Below are 20,767 nucleotides of genomic sequence, written 5' to 3' on the forward strand. Positions count from 1 at the left end.
CGCCTCAGCGGCGCGCGATCACCTTCTCGATCGTCTCATGCGGGATCGGAGCCGCCTCGCCGAATTCGCGCTCCAGCCGGTCGCGAATGGCGAGCAGCTGCTTCTCACTCAGATGCTCGATGCCGATGAACTCGTTGCGCGCCTTGTCGACCGCGCGGATCACTTCGTCCAGCTTGGCCTGCAGCGCGGCGGCGTCGCGGTTCTGCGCATTCTGGATCAGGAACACCATCAGGAAGGTGACGATGGTGGTGCCGGTGTTGATCACCAGCTGCCAGGTGTCCGACCAGTGGAAGATCGGCCCGCTCGCGCCCCACACGACGATGATCAGGAAAGCGAAGGCGAAGGCCGGCGGGCGGCCCGCCCATCCCGCGACGCTTTGCGCGAACCGTTCGAAAATGCGTCCCAAGCCGATGCTCCCGATCCGTGTGGGCATCGCTATGCGCGTGCGCCGGGCGCTTGCCAATCGGGGCTATACCGCGGTCTGAGGGCCGGACGCTAAAGGGGGGCCGACGTTGCCGCCAGCCCCCCATGTCGCCGGCCGGTCGGGTGGTGCGCCGAAGCGCATCGCCTGGCCCGTCGGCGGCCTGCGGCAAGCGTCCCGGCAGGGGGACGATCGCCGGTTCGGCACGCGAACCGCCACCGGGAGGGGCGAACGCCGCGCACCTGCCGGGTCGCGCGGTTTCCCGAAGGCACCAGCGCCGACACCAGCTCGCAAGCTGCTGATTTCGCCTCGGTTTCCCTCCGCGCCGCCAGCCTTCCTGCAAGTCCGAGGGTCTCACTCGCGGCGAGTCGCACCAAGCGGCATCGCCTGTTGATACTGTGGATAACGGGGATAACCCGTGCTCAGAACCCCGGCGGCGCCCAGCCCGGCGCGGCCAGCTCGAACCCGGCAAAATCGAAGCCCGGTACCACCACGCAGCTCACCAGCCCCCAGCCCTGCGACGCCTCGGTCGCCTGCCAGCGACCGGCGGGCACGCGCGCCTGCGGCACTTGGCCCACCAGCACGTCGCCGCCGAGCACGATCCGCTCGATTGCCCCATCGACACCCTCGATCAGCAGCTCGAGCGGCGATCCGGCGTGCCAGAGCCACAGTTCGTCGGCATCCACCCGGTGCCAGTGCGAGCGCTGCCCGAACTCGAGCAGGAACAGGATCCCCGTGCCCGGCGACCGCGTTTTCCCCTCGGCGGGCGCGCGCCATGTCTCGCGGTACCAGCCGCCCTCGGGATGCGCCGCCAGCCCCAGTCGCTCGATGATCGCCCGCGCCTCGTCCAACTGCCTGCCTCCTGCCTGAACGCGACGTAGTATTGGGTTCATGCAACCGGGATTAAACCCGACACGTTCACTTCATCAACAACAACTCGGGGAGTATCCCATGCGTACCCTTCTGCTTTCGCTCAGCGCCGCTGCGCTCGCCATTCCCGCCGCGGTCGTGCTGCCCGCCACCCAGGCCGAGGCCAAGGCGTCGATCGGCCAGGACCGTTATTATCGTGACCGTGACGACCGCCGGTATCGCGACGATCGCCGCTACCGCGACGACAACCGCCGTTACGCCTATCGCGAGTGGCGCGGCCGCGACGGCCGCCGCTATTGCCGCAAGCCTGATGGCACCACCGGCACCGTGGTAGGTGCGGTCGGCGGCGCGCTGCTTGGCCGCACCATCGATACCGATGGCGACCGCATGACCGGCACCCTGCTCGGCGGCGTCGCCGGCGCTCTCGCCGGCCGCGCGATCGAAAAGGGCGGCAGCAACTGCCGCTGATGCGCTGAAGCATTAACCCCGGGGTGGTAGACACCCCGGGGCATGCTTCGCGTCCTCGTTCTCTCCACCCTGTTCCCGGACGCCGCGCGCCCGAATTTCGGCATCTTCGTCGAGCGCCAGACGCGGGCGCTTGCGGCGCGGGACGGGGTGGAGGTGCGGGTGGTCGCCCCGCGCGGGTTGCCGCCCTTCCCGCTCGATCGCCATCCGCGCTATGCCGCGCTCGCCGATCAGCCCCCGCGCGAGGACTGGAACGGCCTGACCGTCCACCGCCCGCGCTTCCTGAACCTGCCCGGCACCGGCGGCCGCTTCCATGCCGCGATGCTCGCCCGCGCGCTCCGCCCGATGCTGGCCGCGTTGCGCCGCGACTTCCCCTTCGACGTGATCAATGCCGAGTTCTTCTTCCCCGACGGCCCCGCCGCGATCGCGCTGGGCAAGGCCTTCGACGTGCCGGTCTCGATCAAGGCGCGCGGCTCGGACATCCACCAATGGACTCGCCGCCCCGCCATCGCCCGCCAGATCGTGCGCGCGGGACAAGCGGCGGACGGCCTCCTTGCGGTATCGCTGGCACTGCGCGACGACATGATCGCGCTTGGCATGCCCGCCGAGCGGACCGACTGTATCGTCACCGGCGTTGACCTCGCCCGCTTCGCCCCGCGCGACCGCGGCGCCGCCAAGCAGGCGATGGGGATCCACGGGCCGCTGGTCGCTTCGGTCGGCGCGCTGATCCCGCTCAAGGGGCACGACCTGCTGATCGACGCGGTCGCCGGCCTGCCCGGCGTCCACCTCGCCATTGCCGGCCAGGGACCGGAAGCCGAGCGGCTCGCCGCGCGCATCGCTGCGCTCGGCTGTCGCGATCGCATCCGGCTGTGCGGCCCCCTGCCCCCGGAGCGGATCGCCGAACTGCTCGCCGCCGCCGACGTGATGGCGCTGGCCTCGTCCTCCGAAGGGCTGGCCAATGCGTGGCTCGAGGCGCTCGCCAGCGGCACGCCGATCGTGATCCCGGACGTGGGCGGCGCGCGACAGGTGGTGACCGCGCCCAGCGCCGGCCGCATCGTCGAGCGCACCCCCGCCGCGCTCGCCGCCGGCATCGCCGATCTGCTCGCCGCGCCCCCTTCCCCCGAGGACGTCCGGCGTATCGCCGCGCCGTTCACCTGGGAGGCCAATAGCGAACGATTGCACCGGCACCTCGAACGGCTCGTCGCCGGGCATCGCGGAACCTGAGCGTATCTGCAGGGGTTCGTAGCTTCGGGGGGCTGAAGGAGCCCGTGATGCAGAAGCCCAAGCCCTATCGATCGCCGCGCCGGCGCCATGCCCCGGCCGCGCTGCCGCCGCGTCGTCTGCGTCGCGCCGCCGCCGGACCGGCCGACACCGATTTCGACATCGTCTTCGAATTCGAAGCCGACGAGCAGACTCACCACTGAGCGCGTCCGCCGCCAAACGTTGACAGCGCGAATCGCTTGGCGGAAGCTGGCCGCTTCACCCAGAGAGGGAGGTGCGGCATGGCCGGCAAGAAAGAGAAGAAGGCGAAGAAGGACGGCAAGAAGACCTCGTTCCTGCCCAAGGTGATCGACGGCATCAAGCTGCCCAAGGAGGCCCGCCGCCAGCTCACCGCCCTCGCCAAGCACCCGGTGATCGCCGATCTGCTCGCCTCGGGGCTGGTCGCGCTCGCCCAGCGGATCAAGGGCGACAGCAGCAAGACCGAAGCCGCGCCGGCACCTACGCCAGCGCCCGCAGCCACGCCCGCACCGGCTGCAACCGAAGCGGCGGCAACGCCCGCCAAGCCTGCCGTGAAGCGGATCCGCAAGCCGGCCGCCACATCGGCCGCGCCTGCCGAGGATGCGCCTGCCGCCAAGCCCGCGCCGGTCCGCCGCACCCGCAAGCCCGCGACCGCAAAGCCCGCCGCCGCGGCGGAACCGGCCGCGGCACCCGCCGCCGCGGACGCCAAGCCCGCACCGGTCGCCAAAGCCCCGCCGCCGCGCCGCACGCGCAAGAATGCCGACACCGCCACCAAGCCGCGCACCCGCCGCACGCCGCCCAAGACGGAGAGCTGATCGCCTGCTATCCTGAATGCCGGGGCAAACAGGGGGACACGGCATGCAGACCACGCACGCGCCCGATACGCATGGGCCCGGCCATGCGATCGAGCGCCTGATCTTCTTCTCGGACGCGGTGTTCGCGATCGCGATCACGCTGCTGATCATCGAGATCCACGTCCCGGAGATCCACCCGCCCCTTACCGACGCCGCGTTCCTGCAGGCGCTGGCGCATCTGTGGGTGAAGTTCCTCAGCTTCTTCGTGTCGTTCTTCGTGATCGGCGCCTTCTGGGCCGCGCATCACCGCGCCTTCGATTGCGCCCGCCACTGGTCGCCCAGGCTGATCCTGCCCAATCTCTGCCTGCTCAGCACGGTGGCGGCGATGCCGTTCTTCACCGCCTTCTCGTCCGAATATTACGGGTTCCGGGTGCCCTCGGCGCTCTACGCCTTCTGGATGATGCTGATCGCGCTCGCCAATATCTGGGTGCAGCGGCTGGCGACCTCCGCGCCGGTGGTTGGCGAGCGAGTCGCCAAGGCGCATTGCCGGGTGATCCGCCAGCGCGGGCTCGCGACGCTGCTGGGGACGATTTCGGCCTTCGCGATGGCGCTGGTGCTGCCCTTCGCCTCGCAGATGACGCTGGCGACGATCCCCTTGTGGCGGCTGCTGCTCCAGAGAGTATCGCCCCCGCGCGGGTGACCCTTCCTCCAGCCGTCATCCCGGCGAAAGCCGGGATCCATTGGGGTCTCCGTGTCAGCTCGAGCTGCTACCGAGTGGCGAATGGATCCCGGCTTTCGCCGGGATGACGGACGGGGGTTCTCCGAAATTCCCACAGAAAGCGGGCCCCGCCGTGCGGCGAGGCCCGTCTCGTTCATCCGTCGCTGCGATCAGCGACGGTGGTTGTTGCGGTCGTGCTTCTCGTAGCGGACCTTGGCCGACAGCGCGTCGTAGCGACGGTCGAGATCGCGGCGCTCCTGCATCGTCAGGCCGGGGCGCGAGGCGCGGTAGCGGGCCTCCAGGCGCACCAGGCCGCGATATTCGTTGCGGATCTGCGTCGCCTCGCGGCGGCTGAGCGAACCGGAGCGGATGCCCTGGTTGATGCGCTGCTCGATGCGATCCTGGCGGGCGTTGATGTTCTGCCAGCCCGGCTGCGCCGAAGCGGGAACGGCGGCGGTGGCGACACCAAGGCCGGCGATCAGCAGCATGAACTTCTTCATCGGATACTCCTCAATTCGACTGGACCGCCCCTGCGGTCGAGAGCCGTTGTGGAACGCCGATGTCGCGATTTTGTCCCACCACCCGCAATTTTGCGTCACCAATTGTCGCAAGCCTGCGACCTTTGTTCAGGTTCAGGCAGCGAGCAGCCGCTCCGCCTGGGCGCGGGCCTCGGGGGTGATCTCGGCACCCGAGAGCATCCGGGCGATCTCCTCGCGGCGCTGCTCGGGGGTGAGCGGGGTGACGCCGGTGCGCGTGACGATGCCGTCATGGCTCTTGGCGATCAGCAGGTGCCGCGCCCCGCGCGCCGCGACCTGCGGGCTGTGGGTGACCACCAGCAACTGCGAGCCCTGCGCCAGCCGCGCCAGCCGCTCGCCGATCGCATCGGCCACCGCGCCGCCGACGCCGCGATCGATCTCGTCGAAGATCAGCGTCCGCGCGCCGCCCTCTTCCGCCAGCGCCACCTTCATCGCGAGGATGAAGCGCGAGAGCTCGCCGCCGCTGGCGATCTTCATCAGCGGGGCGAAGGGCGCGCCGGGGTTGGTCGAAACCTCGAACTCCACCCGGTCCATGCCGGCGGCACTCCACTGGTGCTCGTCGAGCGGCTCGACCACAGTCCGGAAGCGCGCGGCATCGAGCTTGAGCGGCTTGAGCTCGGTCGCGACCGCCGCATCCAGCCGCGCCGCCGCCATGGTGCGCATCGCGGAGAGGGTCTGCGCCGCCTCGCGATAGGCGGCATGCGCTTGCGTTGCCGCCTTCACGAGCCTGGCGATGCCTGCACCGCCGCTGGTCAGCCGCTCCATCCGTCCGGACAGCTCTGCGAGCAGCGCGGGGAGTTCGTCCGGCTGCACCCGATGCTTTCGGGCCACGCCGCGCAGCTCGAACAGCCGGGCCTCGTCCGCCTCCAGCGCGGCGGGATCGAAGGCCAGCGCCTCGGCCGCGGCATCGACCTGCGCTTGCGCCTCGCTGCCCTCGGTGATCGCGCGGTCGATCGCGGCCAGCGCCTCGGCCAGCGCTTCGTGATCGTCGGACACGCGCTCCAGGATCCGCGCCGCCTGCCGCAGCCGGGCGAGCCCGCCGTCCGAGCCTTCGAGCAGATCGGCGATCCCCTGCAGGTCGGTGGCGATCTTCTCGCCCCGCTGCATCGACGCGCGGCGCTCGGCGAGCCGTTCCTCCTCACCCTCCTCGGGCGCGAGCGCGGCAAGCTCAGTAACGGCATGCTCCAGCCACTCGCGGTCGCGCTCGGCACTGTCCTGCTCGGCGCGCGCCACCGCCAGCGCATCCTCGGCCGCGCGCCAGGCGCGGTGCGCGATCGCCACCGGCCCCGTGTCGCAGCGCCCGAAGGAATCGAGCAGCAGCCGGTGCCCGCGCGGGTTGAGCAGCCCGCGATCGTCATGCTGTCCGTGGATCTCGACGAGGTGCGGCGCCAGCTCGCGCAGGAAGCCCGCCGACGCGGGCTGGTCGTTGACGAACGCCCGGCTGCCGCCATCGGCCTTGACCAGCCGGCGGACGAGCAGCGGCTCGCCCGGTTCCAGCTCCATGCCGTTCTGCGCGAAGAGGTTGGCGATCTCGCCATCGGCGGCGGGCGGCACGAAGCTCGCCACCACCACCGCCTGGCCTGCGCCGCTGCGGACCAGCCCGCTGTCGGCACGCGCGCCCAGCGCCAGCCCCAGCGCGTCGAGCAGGATCGACTTGCCCGCCCCGGTCTCGCCGGTCAGCACGCCGAGCCCTTCGCCGAACTCCAGGTCCAGCGCCTCGATCAGCACCACGTCGCGAATGGATAGCGCGGTCAGCATCGCGGCCCCCTATCGCAGGAACAGGAGAAGAACGAAAGTGGTTTCAGCTCGCGGGCTTGGGCGGCGGGCTGGCCTTGGCAGCCGCGGCCACCTTGTCCTGGTTTTCCTGCATCAGCTCGTACGCATGCTTGTACCAGTCGGTGCCCGGATAATTGGCGCCCAGCACCGCGGCGGCCTTGTTGGCTTCCTCCGGCACGCCCATCGCGAGATAGCTCTCGGTCAGGCGCATCAGCGCCTCGGGCACATGGGTGGTCATCTGATAGTTGTCGACCACGTTGCGGAAGCGCAGCGCCGCCGCCAGCCACTGGCCGCGCGCCTCGTAGAAGCGGCCGACTTCCATTTCCTTGCCGCCCAGGTGGTCGCGCACCAGGTCGAGCTTCAGCCGCGCATCGGCCGCGTATTTCGAGTTCGGGTAGCGGCGAATCAGCTCGCCGAGCGAATCGAGCGCCTGCTGGGTGATCTTCTGGTCGCGGGTGACGTCGCTGATCTGCTCGTAATAGGAAATGCCGATCAGATAATAGGCATAGGGCGCATCGCGGTTGCCCGGGTGCACCGCCAGGAAGCGCTGCGCCGAGGCGATCGCTTCGGCATAGTCACGGTTCAGATAATAGCTGAACGCGCCCATCAGCTGCGCGCGCCGCGCCCAGACCGAATAGGGATGCTGGCGCTCCACTTCGTCGAACAGCGCGGCGGCGAGCTTGTACTGGTGCTGGTCCAGCTTCTGCTTGGCCGTGCTGTACAGGGTGCCGACGTCGCGGGCGACATAGGGAAGGTCCTTCACCCCGCCGCGCTTGGCGCAGCCGGCGACGGAAAGGGCGAACACCGGAAGAAGCGCGAACGCAAGCGCGCGAGGCAGAGGACTACGCATATGGCGGGGTTCTTAGACCGGGGCCGTGGCTGCAAACAATCCTTTTCGGGGCGGGATTGCGGCGGAACCTGCTTCGGGCCACATGCGCTCCCGTTTCCGTGACCGTAATTGAAGGGGATCTTCCGTGCCCGCCACGCTACTCGCCACCCACCGCGTCGAAAAACCCTGGGGCCGCCACACCCTGTATCCGGGCTTTGCCGATCCCGCCAAGGACGGCGATCCGGTCGGCGAAGTGTGGTTCCAGACGCCGGGCGACAGCACCCCGGACCTGCTGATCAAGTATCTGTTCACCAGCGAGAAATTGTCCGTCCAGGTCCACCCGAACGACGAGCAGGCGCACGCCGCCGGGCTGCCGCGCGGCAAGGACGAATGCTGGGTGATCCTCGACGCCCAGCCCGATTCGACGATCGCGCTCGGCACCAAGCAGCCCTATACCCGCGAGGAACTCCGCGCGGGCGCACTCGACGGATCGATCGAGGACATGCTCGACTGGAAGCCGGTCAAGGCAGGCGACTTTTTCTACTCGGCCTCGGGCACGGTGCACGCGATCGGCGCGGGAATCACGCTGATCGAGGTCCAGCAGAACAGCGAGACCACCTATCGCCTCTATGATTACGGCCGCCCGCGCGAGCTGCATCTCGACCAGGGCATCGCCGTCGCCGAGCCGGTGCCCTTCGTGCCGCACCCGATGCCGGGCGCCGTCGCCCCGAACCGCACGATCCTCGTCGAGGGCCCCAAGTTCGTGCTCGAGCGCTGGGAGGGCGGCCACCGCCGCTTCGATCTGCCGGAAGGCACGACCGGCTGGCTGATCCCGGTGAAGGGCGAAGGCGCGGTCGACGGCGTCGCCTTCAAGGCGGGCGAGTGCCTGACGCTCGAAGGCCATGTCGAGCTGGAGGCGGCGGTCGGCAGCGACTTGCTGTTCGCCTATCCGGGCGACGCACGTGTCCCGTCGATGGACGCCGCGTGAACCACACGTAGTTTCATGTTCACGCAACTTGCCGCCGCCGTGGCACGTTCGGCACGCATCGATAACGACAAGGAAAATGTCCCAATGCGCATGTTGTTCGTAGCCGCCGCGGCGGCGGCACTCACTCTGCCGACGGTGCCGGCAATGGCGCAGGGCTGGCAAAATCGCGACGCCCATTGGCAGGACCGCGATCATGGCCGCGACCGCGACGGCCGCTGGAACGATCGCGGCCCGGGCCGCGGCCATGGCGCGGATCGCGGCGATTGGCGCCGCTTCCGCAACTATGACTATAACCGCCCCGGCCCCGGCCAGCAGCGTTACTATGCCGACCAATATTATCGCGACGGCCGCTATTATCAGGAACGCCGCCTGAGCCGGAACGACCGGATTTATCGCGGCCGTGACAATCGCTATTATTGCCGCCGCAACGACGGCACGACCGGCCTGATCGTCGGCGGCCTGGGCGGCGGCCTGCTGGGCAACGCGCTGTCCTCGGGCGGCAATGCGACGCTGGGCACGCTGCTGGGTGCAGTCGCAGGCGGCGCGCTCGGCCGCTCGGTGGACCGCGGCAACGTCCGCTGCCGCTAAGGCCTGACGGCCTGCACGAAGAGGGGTCCGGTTCGCCGGGCCCCTTTTGTTTGCGCTGCCGAGTCACGTCGGAAAGACGCCCCCCGCTTGGTACGCCGTCATTCCGGCGAAAGCCGGAATCCATTGGCGCTCCCTCTCAGAAAGAGCGGCAGCGTAGAGGCGACTGGATCCCGGCTTTCGCCGGGATGACGATGAGTGACAAAGCGCCGCCATAGCGGCAGCGATCAGATGAACCCGCCGGTCAGCATCAGCCGCACCCCGCTGATGATCAGGATCAGCAGGTTCAGGTTCCGCCCCGCCGTCCCGCGCGAGAGCATCCCCACCACCGTGCCGGTGAGCGCGATCGGGAAGGCGATCCAGTTGATCAGCGGCACGAAGGGGAACGGAATGATCCCCACCAGCGCAAAGGGCAGCGCCACCAGCCCGATCAGCAGCGAGAGTGCGTTGAACATGGTCGGGATGTGGGGTGTGAAACTGTGTTATCAAGGTAGGACACGTTGGGATGTTTGCGTGCGTCAGCGGGAATGCAAATGGTCGCTGAGTGGTTTGTTTCTGCGGAATAGTCCGGTGGCAGAGCGCTAATAGGTTTTTTAGGTGGTCCATCGCGACCGGCCGGACTTCCCCTCTCCCGCCTGCGGTAGAGGGAGGGAGCCGCCGCCAGGCGGCGGAAGGGTGAGGGTGCGTGGGGCGAATGCAGCCCTCTCCTTCGCCCGAGTCACCCTCACCCCGGCCCTCTCCCGCAAGCGGGAGAGGGAGATGGAGACACGGATGCCGCTCTATACCTGGACGACGAACCGGCATTGCTCCGCTACACCGCCCAGGACTTCGTCGCCGAACATGCCCCCGTCCGCCACCCAGTGCCGTCCGAAATCAGTTCGCTGAAGGGAGCGTAGGACCGCTTGCCACCAAGTCCGGCCACTCACCGCATCCGCGTCAACAGCTCGCCGTGCGCCACAGCCCGGTCGTTTCAGACGCCGGACAGGTCCATCACCGGCGGGCGTTTGTACTTCGCGCCCTCGATCGCGCTGTACGCAAAGTCGAAAAACTCCCCGGCCTGCGTATAGACGCGGACCGAAAACTGGCTCTTGTTGATGCGAACGATGGCAAGGGGCTCGGCGCGCGCCCGGAGATAGAGCTGGACGGTCGCGCCGCTATGCAGGCCCTCGTCCACGCAATCGACAATCTCTCGTCCCGCAGAGTGATCTCTCGCACTCACACCAACGCTCCTTCCGCCAGGTCGGTTATCGTTCGGGCGTACGTTCCGTAAAACCACGTACGATCCAGTCGCCGCCACAACCAGCCGGCATCCTTCTCGGGCTCCACCAAGAACGCGCTTGGAAAGCGCGAAGGTGACGACGAGCAACTGGTACCGCGCTTTGCTTAACGATCGCCCGCTCCGACACTCCGATCATTACCTGAGCGCAACGGCTTGTCTCGGCGATCGAACAAGCGACCGCTTTCAGATTGCCGCGCTTGTCCCCCTTGGGGGCGTTCCCTATATGTACACATCCCAGCCGCAATCCGGCACCGCTCTTTGACAAGGTTCGGCTTCTCCCCTGCCCGTCCACGGCGACAGCACGTCTCGCGGACGCGCGCATCGTTCGCCCTGGTGGCTCGGGTGCGCCTGCTCGCGCGCTTATGTGAACGCGCATGCATGTGAACTTTGGCAACTTTGCGCGCTCGCAAGTCCCGATCTGCCCCTTGTCGAATTGCGCATATGCGTGAACTTTGTGAACTTAAGGCCCGCGACTGCCGCCTGCCGCAGCAGCTGTCCCGGGTCCCGGACAACCACCAACCCTGAAACTTCCCCTTTGCCCCGATTCGCGCTAGGGGCGCGGCATGCCCAATCTTTTTCTCGTGATGCTCGGCGGGGCCATCGGCTCCGCGGCCCGCTACGGCGTTGGCCGCGCCGGCGTCGCCTTGCTCGGCCCGGCCTTCCCCTGGGGGACGCTCGCCGTCAACATCGTCGGCGGTTTCCTGATGGGGCTGCTCGGCGCCAGCCTACTCCGCTTCGGTCCCAATGCTGAACAGGCGCGGCTGCTGCTCGGCGTCGGCGTGCTCGGCGGCTTCACCACCTTCTCGTCCTTCTCGCTCGAAACCTTCGCGATGATCGAGCGCGGCGACCTGCTGACGGCGATCGGCTATGTCCTCGCCTCGGTGATCGGCGCGATCGGCGCGGTCGCCATCGGCATGACGCTGGCGCGGGCGGTGACGGCATGAGCGGCAACGAGGACGGCGTCCGCCAGTTCGTCGTCGGCTATGACGATGACGGCATCCGGCTGGACCGCTGGTTCAAGCGGCATCTGCCCGATGTCAGCTTCAACATCGTCTCGCGCTGGGCGCGGACGGGCCAGCTCCGCGTCGACGGCTCCCGCGCCACGCCGGGCGACCGCATTGCCGCCGGCCAGCAGATCCGCGTGCCCCCGGCCGAGCCGGCCAAGGCCGCCGCCGCCGCGGCGCCGCGCGCCAAGCGTGCGCCCAAGCCGCTCAGCGCGGAACAGACCGCGTTCGCGCAGTCGCTGGTGATCCACCGAGACGACGCAGCACTCGTGCTCAACAAGCCGCCGGGCCTCGCAACCCAGGGCGGCACCAAGACCTTCGAGCATGTCGACGAGCTGCTCGACGGCCTGTGGTTCGAAGCCGAAGGGCGCCCCAAGCTGGTCCACCGGCTCGACAAGGACACGTCGGGCGCATTGCTGATTGCGAGGTCGGCGCGCGCCGCTGCGTTCTTCTCGAAGAGCTTCTCCAGCCGCACCGCGCGGAAGATCTACTGGGCGCTGGTGATGGGCGTGCCGGAGATCGAGGATGGCTTTATCGAGCTGCCGATCGGCAAGCAGCCGGGCACCGGCGGCGAGAAGATGCAGGTCGACATGGAAGAGGGCCAGCCCGCCCGCACCCGCTACCGGGTGATCGAGATGGCCGGCAACCGCTGCGCCTGGGTCGAGCTCCAGCCCTTCACCGGCCGCACCCACCAGCTTCGCGTCCACATGGCGGCGATCGGCCACCCGATCGTCGGCGACGGGAAATACGGGTTGCAGGAAGCGTTCCTCACCGGCGGCATCAGCCGCAAGATGCACCTCCATGCGCGCCGCATCCGCATCGACCATCCCGATGGCGGCCGGATCGACGTCCGCGCCGAGCTGCCGCACCATTTCGCGGAATCGATGCACACGCTCGGCTTCGACCTGTCGGTAGGCAATGCGCTGGAGATCGACGATGGCCCCCCGCCGATGAGCAAGGAACTGCTCAAGCAGAAGGCCAAGGCGCACGCCAAGAACTACCGCAAGGAACGCCGCGGCGAACGGCGGGGCCGGGGCGAGAAGAAGTAGGCGTGCGCCTGCCTCCACTACCGTCGTCATCCCGGCGAAAGCCGGGATCCATTAGGGTCGCCGTTGCGGCGCCTACCGCGCCGGAGTGGCGAATGGATCCCGGCTTCCGCCGGGATGACGGTGCTGTGGTATGCGCCTCCGCATGAACCGCCTCGCCCTGTTCGATTGCGACGGCACGCTGGTCGACAGCCAGGCGAGCATCTGCCTCGCCATGGAGCATTGCTTCGCCGGCCAGAGGCTGGCGCCCCCGGCCCGCGAGTCGATCCGCCGCATCGTGGGCCTCAGCCTGGTCGAGGCGATCGCCCAGCTGCTGCCGGAGGCGGAGGACGATCTCCACCGTCACCTCGCCGAGGCATATAAGCGCGCCTATTTCACGCTGCGTACCGCCGGCCACATCGAGGACGAGCCGCTCTACGACGGCATCCGCGAGGCGATCGAGACGCTGGACGCCAATGGCTGGCTGCTCGGCGTCGCCACCGGCAAGTCCGATCGCGGGCTGCTCCGGGTGCTGGAAGCGCATGGTCTGCGCCGGCGCTTTGTCACCCTGCAGACCGCCGATCGCCACCCCTCCAAGCCGCACCCGTCGATGATCGAGACCGCGATCGCCGAGGCCGGGGCGAGCCCGGAAACCACGGTGATGATCGGCGACACCAGCTTCGACATGGCGATGGCCGTCGCGGCCAATGCGCATCCCTTGGGTGTTGCATGGGGCTACCACACCCCCCATGATCTGCACGCGGCCGGCGCGGTGCGGGTCGTGGAGCATGCGTCGGCGATCCCGGCGCATCTGGAGGCCCTGTGACCGAGGCAGACCGCGTAGCACGCAACCGCTATTTCCTGATGATGGGCGCGAACTGCGTCGGCGTGGCCGGCGCGGTGCTGGCGCTGCTGATCCTGGGCCGCGCCAGGACCACCGAACTGACGATGCTGGGCATCGCGCTGATGCTCGCCTCGTTCTGGGTCATGGCGGCAATTCCCAGGATGCTCGCCCGCCGCTGGAGGACACCCCCCGAAGCATGAAACGTTTCTGGAAGACCGTGACGATCGTCGACGGCGCGATCGAACTCGATGGCCGCCCCGTCCGCACCCCTGCCCGCGCCGCGCTGACGCTGCCGACACCGCAGCTGGCCGAAGCCGTGGCCGACGAATGGCGCAGCGTCGGTGAGGAACTCGATCCCCGCGCGATGCCGCTGACCGGCCTCGCCAATGCCGCGATCGACCAGATTGCGCCGAACCCCGCCCCCTTCGCGGCGGACCTTGCCCGCTATGGCGAGAGCGACCTGCTCTGCTACCGCGCCGAGCTGCCCGAGCCGCTGGTCGAGCGCCAGGCTGCGCAATGGGACCCGCTGCTCGACTGGGCGCGCACCCGTTACGATGTGCATTTCGAGACGACCGCGGGAATCATGCATCGTCCCCAGCCGGCGGCCACCATCGCGCGCCTGAGCGAGGTGGTGGCAGCGCTGGACCCGTTCCGGCTCGCCGCGCTCAGCCCGTTGGTGACGATCAGCGGTTCGCTGGTGGCAGCCCTTGCGCTGCTCGAAGGCGCGGCCGATCCCGATACGATCTGGCGCGCAGCCCAGCTCGACGAGGACTGGCAGGCCGAGCAATGGGGCGACGACGATCTCGCCGCCCGCGCCCGCGACGTCCGCCGCGCCGACTTCGACGCGGCAGCGCGGTTTCTTAGCCTCCTCTGAGAGCCTTCAAAGGACGTCCGACGACTCGCCGGTCGGGTCGCCGCGCTTCATCAGGCCGCGGATGAAGCCAATCAGGCCGGTTTGGCGCGAGCGCTTGAGTCGCTCCGCCTTGAGGATGGTGTGGACCGCCTCGAAGCATTTGTCGGCATCGTCGTTGACCAGGACATAGTCATAGCCGTCCCAGTGGCTCACCTCGTTCGAGGCGCGCGCCATGCGGTGGGCGATCACTTCCGGAGAATCAGTGCGGCGGCCTTCGAGGCGGCGGTGGAGCTCGGCCATCGACGGCGGCAGGATGAACACGCGGACCACATCGCCGCCCATCGTCTGGTGCAGCTGCTGCGCGCCCTGCCAGTCGATGTCGAACAGCATGTCGCGGCCGGTGGCGAGCACCGCGTCGACCGGGCCCTTGGGCGTGCCGTAGCGATGCTTGAAGACGTGCGCCCATTCGATGAAATGGTGCTGCGAGACCATCTCGCGGAACCGGTCGACGCTGACGAACGTATAGTCGACCCCGTTCACTTCGCCCGGCCGCGGCTCGCGCGTGGTCACCGATACGGACACGGCGAGATCGGGTTCGGCGGCCAGCAGCTTGCGGGCGATGGTCGACTTGCCGGCGCCCGAGGGCGAGGAAAGGACAAACAAAACCCCGCGGCGATGGAATCCATGCGGGTCGTTCTGGTGCGTATGGGCCATGCGGGCCTTTGGCGTAGCGGCACCCGGGCCGTCAAGCCCGGGCGCCGTTTGGCTGCTTACGCGCCGAGCCCCGTATCGGGACCGTGCTCGGTGCTCAGCTTGCGCTTGAGATAGGCCGCGCCCACCGCGCCCGCGCCGAGCACGAACGCCGCCGGCACCACGCGCTTGGCGACTTCCCATGTCGCGACGCCGACCGCCGCGCCCACCGCGCCGCCTTCGCCGTCCCGCCGGTCGATCTTGCTGCCGATCCAGCCTGCAATCAACTTGCCGATCATTGTCTTCTCCTTCCGCGAAAGAACGGCGATGCGGCGGCTGCGTTCCCGCCGCTCGCCGCAGCCGGTCAACGGCCGATCATCGTTTCCGGCTTCACGAACTTGTCGAAGGTCGCCTCGTCGACAAGCCCGAGCGCCAGGCCCGATTCCTTGAGGGTAAGGCCCTTTTCGTGCGCGTTCTTGGCGATCTTTGCCGCCGCGTCGTAGCCGATGGCGGGGGCGAGCGCGGTGACCAGCATCAGCGAGCGATCGACCAGTTCCTTGATCCGCGCCTCGTTCGCCACCGCGCCGTCCACCGCGCGCTCGGCGAAGTTGGTCATGCCGATCGCCATCAGCGTGATCGAGCGCAGGACGTTGGCGCCGATCAGCGGCTTGAACACGTTGAGCTCGAAATGCCCCTGCATGCCGCCCACGGTGACGGCGGTGTGATTGCCGATCACCTGCGCCGCGACCATCGTCAGCGATTCGCTCTGGGTAGGATTGACCTTGCCCGGCATGATCGAGCTGCCCGGCTCGTTCGCCGGCAGCTCCAGCTCGCCCAGCCCGGAGCGCGGGCCCGAGCCGAGCAGGCGGATGTCGTTGGCAATCTTGGTGAGCGAGACGGCCAAAGTGTTGCAGACGCCGGAGAGGTTCACCAGCTGGTCCTTGGTCGCCAGCATCTCGAACTTGTTGGGCGCCGAGACGAAGGGCAGCCCGGTGATCTTGGCGATCTCGGCCGCCACGTCCTCGGCATAGCCCGGCGGCGAGTTGAGGCCGGTGCCCACCGCGGTGCCGCCCAGCGCCAGCTTGAAGATGTCGAGCTCGAGCACGCTCTGGAACCGCGCCCGAGCCGAGGCGAGCATCGCGGCATAGCCGGAAAACTCCTGGCCCAGCGTCAGCGGCGTCGCATCCTGCAGATGGGTGCGGCCGATCTTGACGATGTGATCCCAGTCGTGCGCCTTGCGGTCGAGCGACGTGTGCAGCCGCTCCAGTGCCGGGAACAGGTCCAGCGTCACCGCGCGCGCCGCGGCGATGTGCAGCGCGGTCGGGAAGCTGTCGTTCGACGATTGCGCCATGTTGACGTGATCGTTCGGGTGGATCGGGCTCTTGCCGCCCCGCTTGCCGGAGAGGATCTCGTTGGCGCGGCCGGCGATCACCTCGTTGACGTTCATGTTGGTCTGGGTGCCGCTGCCGGTCTGCCAGATCACCAGCGGGAACTGGTCGTCGAGCTTGCCGTCGATCACTTCCTGCGCGACCTGGTCGATCACCTCGGCGATCTTGGGGTCGAGCCCGTGCTTGACGTTCACCCGCGCCGCGGCCTGCTTCACGATGGCCTGGGCATGGACGATGCCGATCGGCATCCGCTCCTCGGGCCCGAAGGGGAAATTCTGGATCGATCGCTGGGTCTGGGCGCCCCAATAGGCGTCGGCGGGAACTTCGATCGCGCCGATCGAATCGGTTTCGGTGCGCGTGCCGGTCATGTGCTTCTCCGCGTTGTTTGTGGGCGATGTAGGCCGCCTGCCCTGCCCCACAACCCGTGCGATGGTTGGAGTTTCAGCGGCGCCGGCCAAGCCCTCGGAAACACTTGGTAACTTGCATTCTCGCGAAGGGAACGAGCAAAGACGCGATGCCACCGGCGACAACAGCCGGGGCAACCGCAGGAGAAGAGCCATGATCCCGTTGATCCTGGGGCTGCTGCTCGCCGCCCCTTTTTCCGAGATCGCGCACAGCGTGCGCATCGACCATGACAGCGGCCCGGTGCATGCCGACTATCGCATGCGGGTCGACGTCCGTCATCAGCAGCTGGGCGTAGCCGGCCCCGGCGGCCGCGCCTCGACGCTGCGCTGCCGCTGGCAGGCCGATCTGGTGGTCGACCGCCAGGCGCGCCACGCCGCCGGCACGCTCCAGCGCGCGCTGCGCCAGGAAAGCGTCGCGGCCGGCAGCCGTCCCGGCTGGTGCACCGCCAACCGCGCGGTGATCGCCAGGGACGTTGCCAGCGTGACCAAGGACATGCGAGGCGCGGTCGAGGCGCTGGCCGGCCAGGATGCCGAGATGCTGCGCGCCGAACTCGATCAGATAGGACGTGTAAACACCTGATGCGTATCCCCATTGCCGTTGCCGCCTTCGCCGCGCTCGCCCTTCCGCTCGCCGCCCGGGCCCAGGTGCTGCCCAAGGTTTCGGGCGGCGTCGAACTTTCGACCGACGAAAGCCGCCGCGGCCTCAGCTGGAGCGAGAACCAGTTGAGCGCCTCGGGCGACCTGTCCGCCGGCATCCTCGGCTTCGATGCCTCGGCGCGCGTCGCGATGGTGCGCGAATCGAGCCGCCATGCCGGGGCGGACACGGTGTTCGACCTGGAAGCAGGTCGGCGCTTCGGCATCGGCGCGCTCAACCTTCGCGGTTTCGTCACCGGGCACGTGTTCACCGGCGCGGCGCGGGCCATGGACTATGTCGAGGTCGGCGGTGAGGGCAATTTCTCGTTCGGTCCGCTGCAGCTGAACGGCGGCGCGATCTACGCGCCCGATCAGGGGCCGATCGGCGGCGACAATCTCTATCTGCACGCGGGCGCGGCGGTGGGCGTGCCGTCGACGCCGTTCACCGTGTCGGGGTCGATCGGTCACACCACCGGCAGCACCGACGACATTCGCGCGGCACGACTGCGCCCCACCGGCGACTATACCGATTGGCGGATCGGCGTGGAGCATGTCAGCGGGCCGCTGACGCTGGGCGTCGACTATGTCGGGACCGACATCGACACCAACCGCGCGGTGTCGTCGCCGTACGCGGATCTGCGGCACAGCGGCAACCGCGTGCTGGGCCGCGCGCGGCTGTCGTTCTGAGGCTGCGCTAATTCCCCCCTCCCGCTTGAGGGAGGGGATGGGGGAGGGTGTGGCGTGGAGGTTCTTTCTTAGACGCCTTCGCCTGCTACCCTCACGCACCCTCCCCTAACCCCTCCCGCAAGCGGGAGGGGAATTTTAGAAGAGCGGGAGTTTTGTGGCCTACCGCTGCTCGGCGCCCGGCACGGCGACATCGGCCACTGCCGTCGCCTCATGCCCGCTGGCGAAGTGGAGGGTCAGCGGCACCTTCTCGCCGGCATGGACATTGGGCACCAGCCCGAACAGCATCACGTGCTTGCCGCCCGGCGCGAACTTCACCTCGGAGCCCACGGGCAGGTCGAGGCTGGCGAGCTGAGTCATCTTCGCCATGCCCGCGGCATCCTTGGCGCTCTCGTGAATCTCGGCCTTGTCCGCCGCGCGAGTCGATACGCTCACCAGCGTTTCCGCCTCGCGCCCGCCGTGGAGCGTGAAATAGGCCGCCCCCGGCTGGCCCGCCACCGCCGGCAGGCGAATCCAGGCGCCGTCCACCTTCACGCCATCCGCCTGGGGCGAGCACGCCCCCAGCACCAGAACCGCTACAAGCCCCGCCAGAGTGCGCATTCGGCATCCTCCCTCTTTGATTTGGGAAATCTTGTAGAAACCCGGGCGTCTTGCGGCAAGGCACGACGCACCTATATCCCCCCTCGGACATCTGGACGGCGGTCGCCTCTTCTGGGGCCGGCATCCGGATAACGCTTTTAAACCCTTTTGTTTCGATTGTGGGGGCCAACGAGGACCATGGCTAAAGTTATCGGTATCGACCTGGGCACGACCAACAGCTGCGTCGCTGTGATGGAAGGCGGCAAGCCCAAGGTCATCGAGAATGTCGAAGGCGCACGCACCACGCCGTCGATCGTCGCCTTCGCCAAGGACGGCGAGCGTCTGATCGGCCAGCCGGCCAAGCGCCAGGCGGTGACCAACCCGGACAACACCATCTTCGCAGTGAAGCGCCTGATCGGCCGCCGCTTCGACGACCCCGTGACCAAGAAGGACACCGAGCTGGTGCCCTACACGATCGCGCGCGGCACGAACGGCGACGCCTGGGTCAAGGCGGGCGGCGAGGAATACAGCCCGTCGCAGATCTCGGCCTTCATCCTGCAGAAGATGAAGGAAACCGCCGAATCGTACCTCGGCGAGAGCGTGACGCAGGCCGTCATCACCGTGCCGGCGTACTTCAACGACGCGCAGCGCCAGGCGACCAAGGACGCCGGCAAGATCGCCGGCCTCGAAGTGCTGCGCATCATCAACGAGCCGACCGCGGCCGCGCTCGCCTATGGTCTCGACAAGGACAACAACAAGATCATCGTGGTCTATGACCTTGGCGGCGGCACCTTCGACATCTCCGTGCTGGAAATCGGCGACGGCGTGTTCGAAGTGAAGGCGACGAACGGCGATACCTTCCTCGGCGGCGAGGATTTCGACAACAAGATCGTCGATTACCTGGCCGACCAGTTCAAGAAGAAGGAGGGCCTCGACCTCCGCACCGACAAGCTGGCGCTGCAGCGGCTGAAGGAATCGGCCGAGAAGGCGAAGATCGAGCTGTCGTCGGCGGCGACGACCGAGATCAACCTGCCCTTCATCACCGCCCGCATGGAAGGTGGCGCGACCACCCCGCTGCACCTGGTGGAGACGATCACCCGCGCCGATCTGGAGCGTCTGGTCGACGACCTGATCAAGCGCACCCTCGAGCCGTGCCGCAAGGCGCTGGCCGATGCGGGCGTCAAGGCCGAGGCGATCGACGAAGTCGTGCTGGTCGGCGGCATGACCCGCATGCCCAAGGTCCGTCAGGTCGTGAAGGACTTCTTCGGCAAGGAGCCGCACACCGGCGTGAACCCGGACGAAGTCGTCGCCATCGGTGCGGCGATCCAGGCCGGCGTGCTCCAGGGCGACGTCAAGGACGTGCTGCTGCTCGACGTGACCCCGCTTTCGCTGGGCATCGAGACGCTGGGCGGCGTGTTCACCCGCATGATCGACCGCAACACCACGATCCCAACCAAGAAGTCGCAGGTCTACTCCACCGCTGACGACAATCAGCAGGCGGTGACGATCCGCGTCTTCCAGGGCGAGCGCGAGATGGCGGCCGACAACAAGATGCTCGGCCAGTTCGACCTGGTCGGCATCCCGCCGGCGCCGCGCGGCGTGCCGCAGATCGAGGTCACCTTCGACATCGACGCCAACGGCATCGTCAACGTGTCCGCCAAGGACAAGGGCACCGGCAAGGAGCAGCAGATCCGCATCCAGGCCTCGGGCGGCCTTTCGGACGGTGACATCGAACAGATGGTCCGCGACGCCGAGAAGTTCGCCGAAGAGGACAAGAAGCGTCGTGCCGCGGCGGAAGCCAAGAACAACGCCGAGAGCCTCGTCCACACCACGGAGCGCCAGCTCGCCGAAAACGGCGACAAGGTCGACGCGGCGCTGAAGGGCGAGATCGAGGCGGCGATCGCCGAGACCAAGTCGGCGATCGAGAGCGGCGACGCCGATGCGATGACCGCCAAGGCCCAGAACCTCGCCCAGGTGGCGATGAAGCTCGGCCAGGCGATCTACGAGAAGCAGGCTGCCGAAAACGCCTCGCCGAACGCGGGTGCCGCGGCCGGCAGCGAAGCCGGTGGCGAGGAAGTGGTCGACGCCGAGTTCTCGGAAGTGGACGACAACAAGGCGTAACGAACGCCCCTCCCTCTCCCCGCCGGGGAGAGGGCCGGGGAT

General features: G+C 68.3%; 26 protein-coding genes. 15 read left to right on the forward strand and 11 right to left on the reverse strand.

Going from position 1 to position 20,767, the window contains the following annotated elements:
- Window positions 1–4: 4 nt before the first annotated feature.
- Together ABIC65_RS09540 and ABIC65_RS09545 are read right to left on the reverse strand one after the other, a co-directional pair.
- Window positions 5–406, reverse strand: coding sequence for a low affinity iron permease family protein (locus ABIC65_RS09540; RefSeq protein ID WP_354308275.1), 402 nt, complete (start codon window positions 404–406; stop codon window positions 5–7).
- Window positions 407–843: 437 nt separating this feature from the next.
- Window positions 844–1,314: a cupin domain-containing protein gene (locus ABIC65_RS09545; RefSeq protein WP_354308276.1), complete on the reverse strand. Its 471-nt coding sequence runs from the start codon at window positions 1,312–1,314 to the stop codon at window positions 844–846.
- 58 nt (window positions 1,315–1,372) lie between these two features.
- Here ABIC65_RS09545 and ABIC65_RS09550 point away from each other — a divergent pair, with 58 nt between their 5' ends.
- The 5 genes from ABIC65_RS09550 to ABIC65_RS09570 all read left to right on the forward strand — a co-directional run bounded on the left by ABIC65_RS09550 (window position 1,373) and on the right by ABIC65_RS09570 (window position 4,489).
- Window positions 1,373–1,759: a glycine zipper 2TM domain-containing protein gene (locus ABIC65_RS09550; RefSeq protein ID WP_354308277.1), complete on the forward strand. Its 387-nt coding sequence runs from the start codon at window positions 1,373–1,375 to the stop codon at window positions 1,757–1,759.
- Window positions 1,760–1,801: 42 nt separating this feature from the next.
- Entirely contained in the window at window positions 1,802–2,980 is a 1,179-nt protein-coding gene (locus ABIC65_RS09555) for a glycosyltransferase (RefSeq protein WP_354308279.1), read from the forward strand.
- Window positions 2,981–3,027: 47 nt separating this feature from the next.
- Window positions 3,028–3,180 (forward strand): hypothetical protein, encoded by a 153-nt coding sequence (locus ABIC65_RS09560; RefSeq protein WP_354308280.1) that lies wholly within the window; start codon window positions 3,028–3,030, stop codon window positions 3,178–3,180.
- A 78-nt stretch (window positions 3,181–3,258) separates the two neighbouring features.
- Window positions 3,259–3,810, forward strand: coding sequence for a hypothetical protein (locus ABIC65_RS09565; protein ID WP_354308283.1), 552 nt, complete (start codon window positions 3,259–3,261; stop codon window positions 3,808–3,810).
- 43 nt (window positions 3,811–3,853) lie between these two features.
- Window positions 3,854–4,489: a TMEM175 family protein gene (locus tag ABIC65_RS09570; RefSeq protein ID WP_354308284.1), complete on the forward strand. Its 636-nt coding sequence runs from the start codon at window positions 3,854–3,856 to the stop codon at window positions 4,487–4,489.
- A gap of 188 nt (window positions 4,490–4,677) precedes the next feature.
- On the opposite strand, the gene ABIC65_RS09575 is transcribed toward ABIC65_RS09570, so the two are convergent.
- The 3 genes from ABIC65_RS09575 to ABIC65_RS09585 form a co-directional block, all read right to left on the reverse strand.
- A complete protein-coding gene (locus tag ABIC65_RS09575; protein ID WP_313535838.1) occupies window positions 4,678–5,007 on the reverse strand; it encodes a hypothetical protein in 330 nt (109 codons plus the stop codon).
- A 132-nt stretch (window positions 5,008–5,139) separates the two neighbouring features.
- Window positions 5,140–6,801 carry a DNA repair protein RecN gene (gene recN / locus ABIC65_RS09580; RefSeq protein ID WP_354308285.1) on the reverse strand — a complete coding sequence of 554 codons (1,662 nt, stop codon included), beginning with the start codon at window positions 6,799–6,801 and terminating at the stop codon, window positions 5,140–5,142.
- A 43-nt stretch (window positions 6,802–6,844) separates the two neighbouring features.
- On the reverse strand, window positions 6,845–7,669 hold the full coding sequence (locus tag ABIC65_RS09585; protein ID WP_354308286.1) for an outer membrane protein assembly factor BamD: 825 nt from the start codon (window positions 7,667–7,669) through the stop codon (window positions 6,845–6,847).
- Window positions 7,670–7,793: 124 nt separating this feature from the next.
- Between ABIC65_RS09585 and ABIC65_RS09590 the strand changes: the two genes are divergently transcribed.
- On the forward strand, window positions 7,794–8,636 hold the full coding sequence (locus ABIC65_RS09590) for a class I mannose-6-phosphate isomerase (RefSeq protein ID WP_354308287.1): 843 nt from the start codon (window positions 7,794–7,796) through the stop codon (window positions 8,634–8,636).
- Window positions 8,637–8,720: 84 nt separating this feature from the next.
- Window positions 8,721–9,224 carry a glycine zipper 2TM domain-containing protein gene (locus tag ABIC65_RS09595; protein ID WP_354308289.1) on the forward strand — a complete coding sequence of 168 codons (504 nt, stop codon included), beginning with the start codon at window positions 8,721–8,723 and terminating at the stop codon, window positions 9,222–9,224.
- A 224-nt stretch (window positions 9,225–9,448) separates the two neighbouring features.
- Here ABIC65_RS09595 and ABIC65_RS09600 read toward each other — a convergent pair whose 3' ends face one another.
- Both ABIC65_RS09600 and ABIC65_RS09605 read right to left on the reverse strand, forming a co-directional pair.
- Window positions 9,449–9,676: a hypothetical protein gene (locus ABIC65_RS09600; protein ID WP_354308290.1), complete on the reverse strand. Its 228-nt coding sequence runs from the start codon at window positions 9,674–9,676 to the stop codon at window positions 9,449–9,451.
- A 515-nt stretch (window positions 9,677–10,191) separates the two neighbouring features.
- On the reverse strand, window positions 10,192–10,395 hold the full coding sequence (locus ABIC65_RS09605; protein ID WP_354308291.1) for a hypothetical protein: 204 nt from the start codon (window positions 10,393–10,395) through the stop codon (window positions 10,192–10,194).
- A 668-nt stretch (window positions 10,396–11,063) separates the two neighbouring features.
- Here ABIC65_RS09605 and crcB point away from each other — a divergent pair.
- The 5 genes from crcB (at window position 11,064) to ABIC65_RS09630 (ending at window position 14,247) form a co-directional block, all read left to right on the forward strand.
- On the forward strand, window positions 11,064–11,444 hold the full coding sequence (crcB, locus tag ABIC65_RS09610) for a fluoride efflux transporter CrcB (RefSeq protein WP_354308293.1): 381 nt from the start codon (window positions 11,064–11,066) through the stop codon (window positions 11,442–11,444).
- Entirely contained in the window at window positions 11,441–12,553 is a 1,113-nt protein-coding gene (locus ABIC65_RS09615; RefSeq protein ID WP_354308294.1) for an RluA family pseudouridine synthase, read from the forward strand. The genes crcB and ABIC65_RS09615 overlap by 4 nt, the downstream gene beginning before the upstream one ends.
- 142 nt (window positions 12,554–12,695) lie before the next feature.
- On the forward strand, window positions 12,696–13,355 hold the full coding sequence (locus ABIC65_RS09620) for an HAD-IA family hydrolase (protein ID WP_354308295.1): 660 nt from the start codon (window positions 12,696–12,698) through the stop codon (window positions 13,353–13,355).
- Complete coding sequence (locus tag ABIC65_RS09625) at window positions 13,352–13,573, forward strand: hypothetical protein (protein WP_354308297.1); 222 nt, start codon at window positions 13,352–13,354, stop codon at window positions 13,571–13,573. Before ABIC65_RS09620 ends, ABIC65_RS09625 begins: the two co-directional genes overlap by 4 nt.
- Window positions 13,570–14,247: an ATP12 family chaperone protein gene (locus ABIC65_RS09630; RefSeq protein ID WP_354308298.1), complete on the forward strand. Its 678-nt coding sequence runs from the start codon at window positions 13,570–13,572 to the stop codon at window positions 14,245–14,247. The genes ABIC65_RS09625 and ABIC65_RS09630 overlap by 4 nt, the downstream gene beginning before the upstream one ends.
- Before the next feature lie 6 nt (window positions 14,248–14,253).
- Here the strand turns inward: ABIC65_RS09630 and gmk are convergent, their stop codons facing one another.
- The 3 genes from gmk to fumC form a co-directional block, all read right to left on the reverse strand.
- On the reverse strand, window positions 14,254–14,940 hold the full coding sequence (gene gmk, locus ABIC65_RS09635; RefSeq protein WP_354308299.1) for a guanylate kinase: 687 nt from the start codon (window positions 14,938–14,940) through the stop codon (window positions 14,254–14,256).
- A 56-nt stretch (window positions 14,941–14,996) separates the two neighbouring features.
- Window positions 14,997–15,215, reverse strand: coding sequence for a hypothetical protein (locus ABIC65_RS09640; RefSeq protein ID WP_125974037.1), 219 nt, complete (start codon window positions 15,213–15,215; stop codon window positions 14,997–14,999).
- Between the two features lie 65 nt (window positions 15,216–15,280).
- On the reverse strand, window positions 15,281–16,672 hold the full coding sequence (gene fumC, locus ABIC65_RS09645) for a class II fumarate hydratase (protein ID WP_354308300.1): 1,392 nt from the start codon (window positions 16,670–16,672) through the stop codon (window positions 15,281–15,283).
- Between the two features lie 190 nt (window positions 16,673–16,862).
- On the opposite strand from fumC, the gene ABIC65_RS09650 reads away from it, so the two are divergent.
- Window positions 16,863–17,288 carry a hypothetical protein gene (locus ABIC65_RS09650; RefSeq protein WP_354308301.1) on the forward strand — a complete coding sequence of 142 codons (426 nt, stop codon included), beginning with the start codon at window positions 16,863–16,865 and terminating at the stop codon, window positions 17,286–17,288.
- The gene (locus ABIC65_RS09655) at window positions 17,288–18,028 is read left to right on the forward strand and encodes a TorF family putative porin (protein WP_354308302.1); all 741 of its coding nucleotides are present in this window, start codon (window positions 17,288–17,290) and stop codon (window positions 18,026–18,028) included. Before ABIC65_RS09650 ends, ABIC65_RS09655 begins: the two co-directional genes overlap by 1 nt.
- Window positions 18,029–18,187: 159 nt before the next feature.
- On the opposite strand, the gene ABIC65_RS09660 is transcribed toward ABIC65_RS09655, so the two are convergent.
- Window positions 18,188–18,625: a copper chaperone PCu(A)C gene (locus ABIC65_RS09660; RefSeq protein ID WP_354308304.1), complete on the reverse strand. Its 438-nt coding sequence runs from the start codon at window positions 18,623–18,625 to the stop codon at window positions 18,188–18,190.
- A gap of 177 nt (window positions 18,626–18,802) precedes the next feature.
- Here ABIC65_RS09660 and dnaK point away from each other — a divergent pair, with 177 nt between their 5' ends.
- Window positions 18,803–20,725, forward strand: coding sequence for a molecular chaperone DnaK (gene dnaK / locus ABIC65_RS09665; RefSeq protein WP_354308305.1), 1,923 nt, complete (start codon window positions 18,803–18,805; stop codon window positions 20,723–20,725).
- Window positions 20,726–20,767: the final 42 nt, after the last annotated feature.

Source organism: Sphingomonas trueperi, from assembly GCF_040545665.1.
GTDB lineage: Bacteria > Pseudomonadota > Alphaproteobacteria > Sphingomonadales > Sphingomonadaceae > Sphingomonas > Sphingomonas trueperi_B.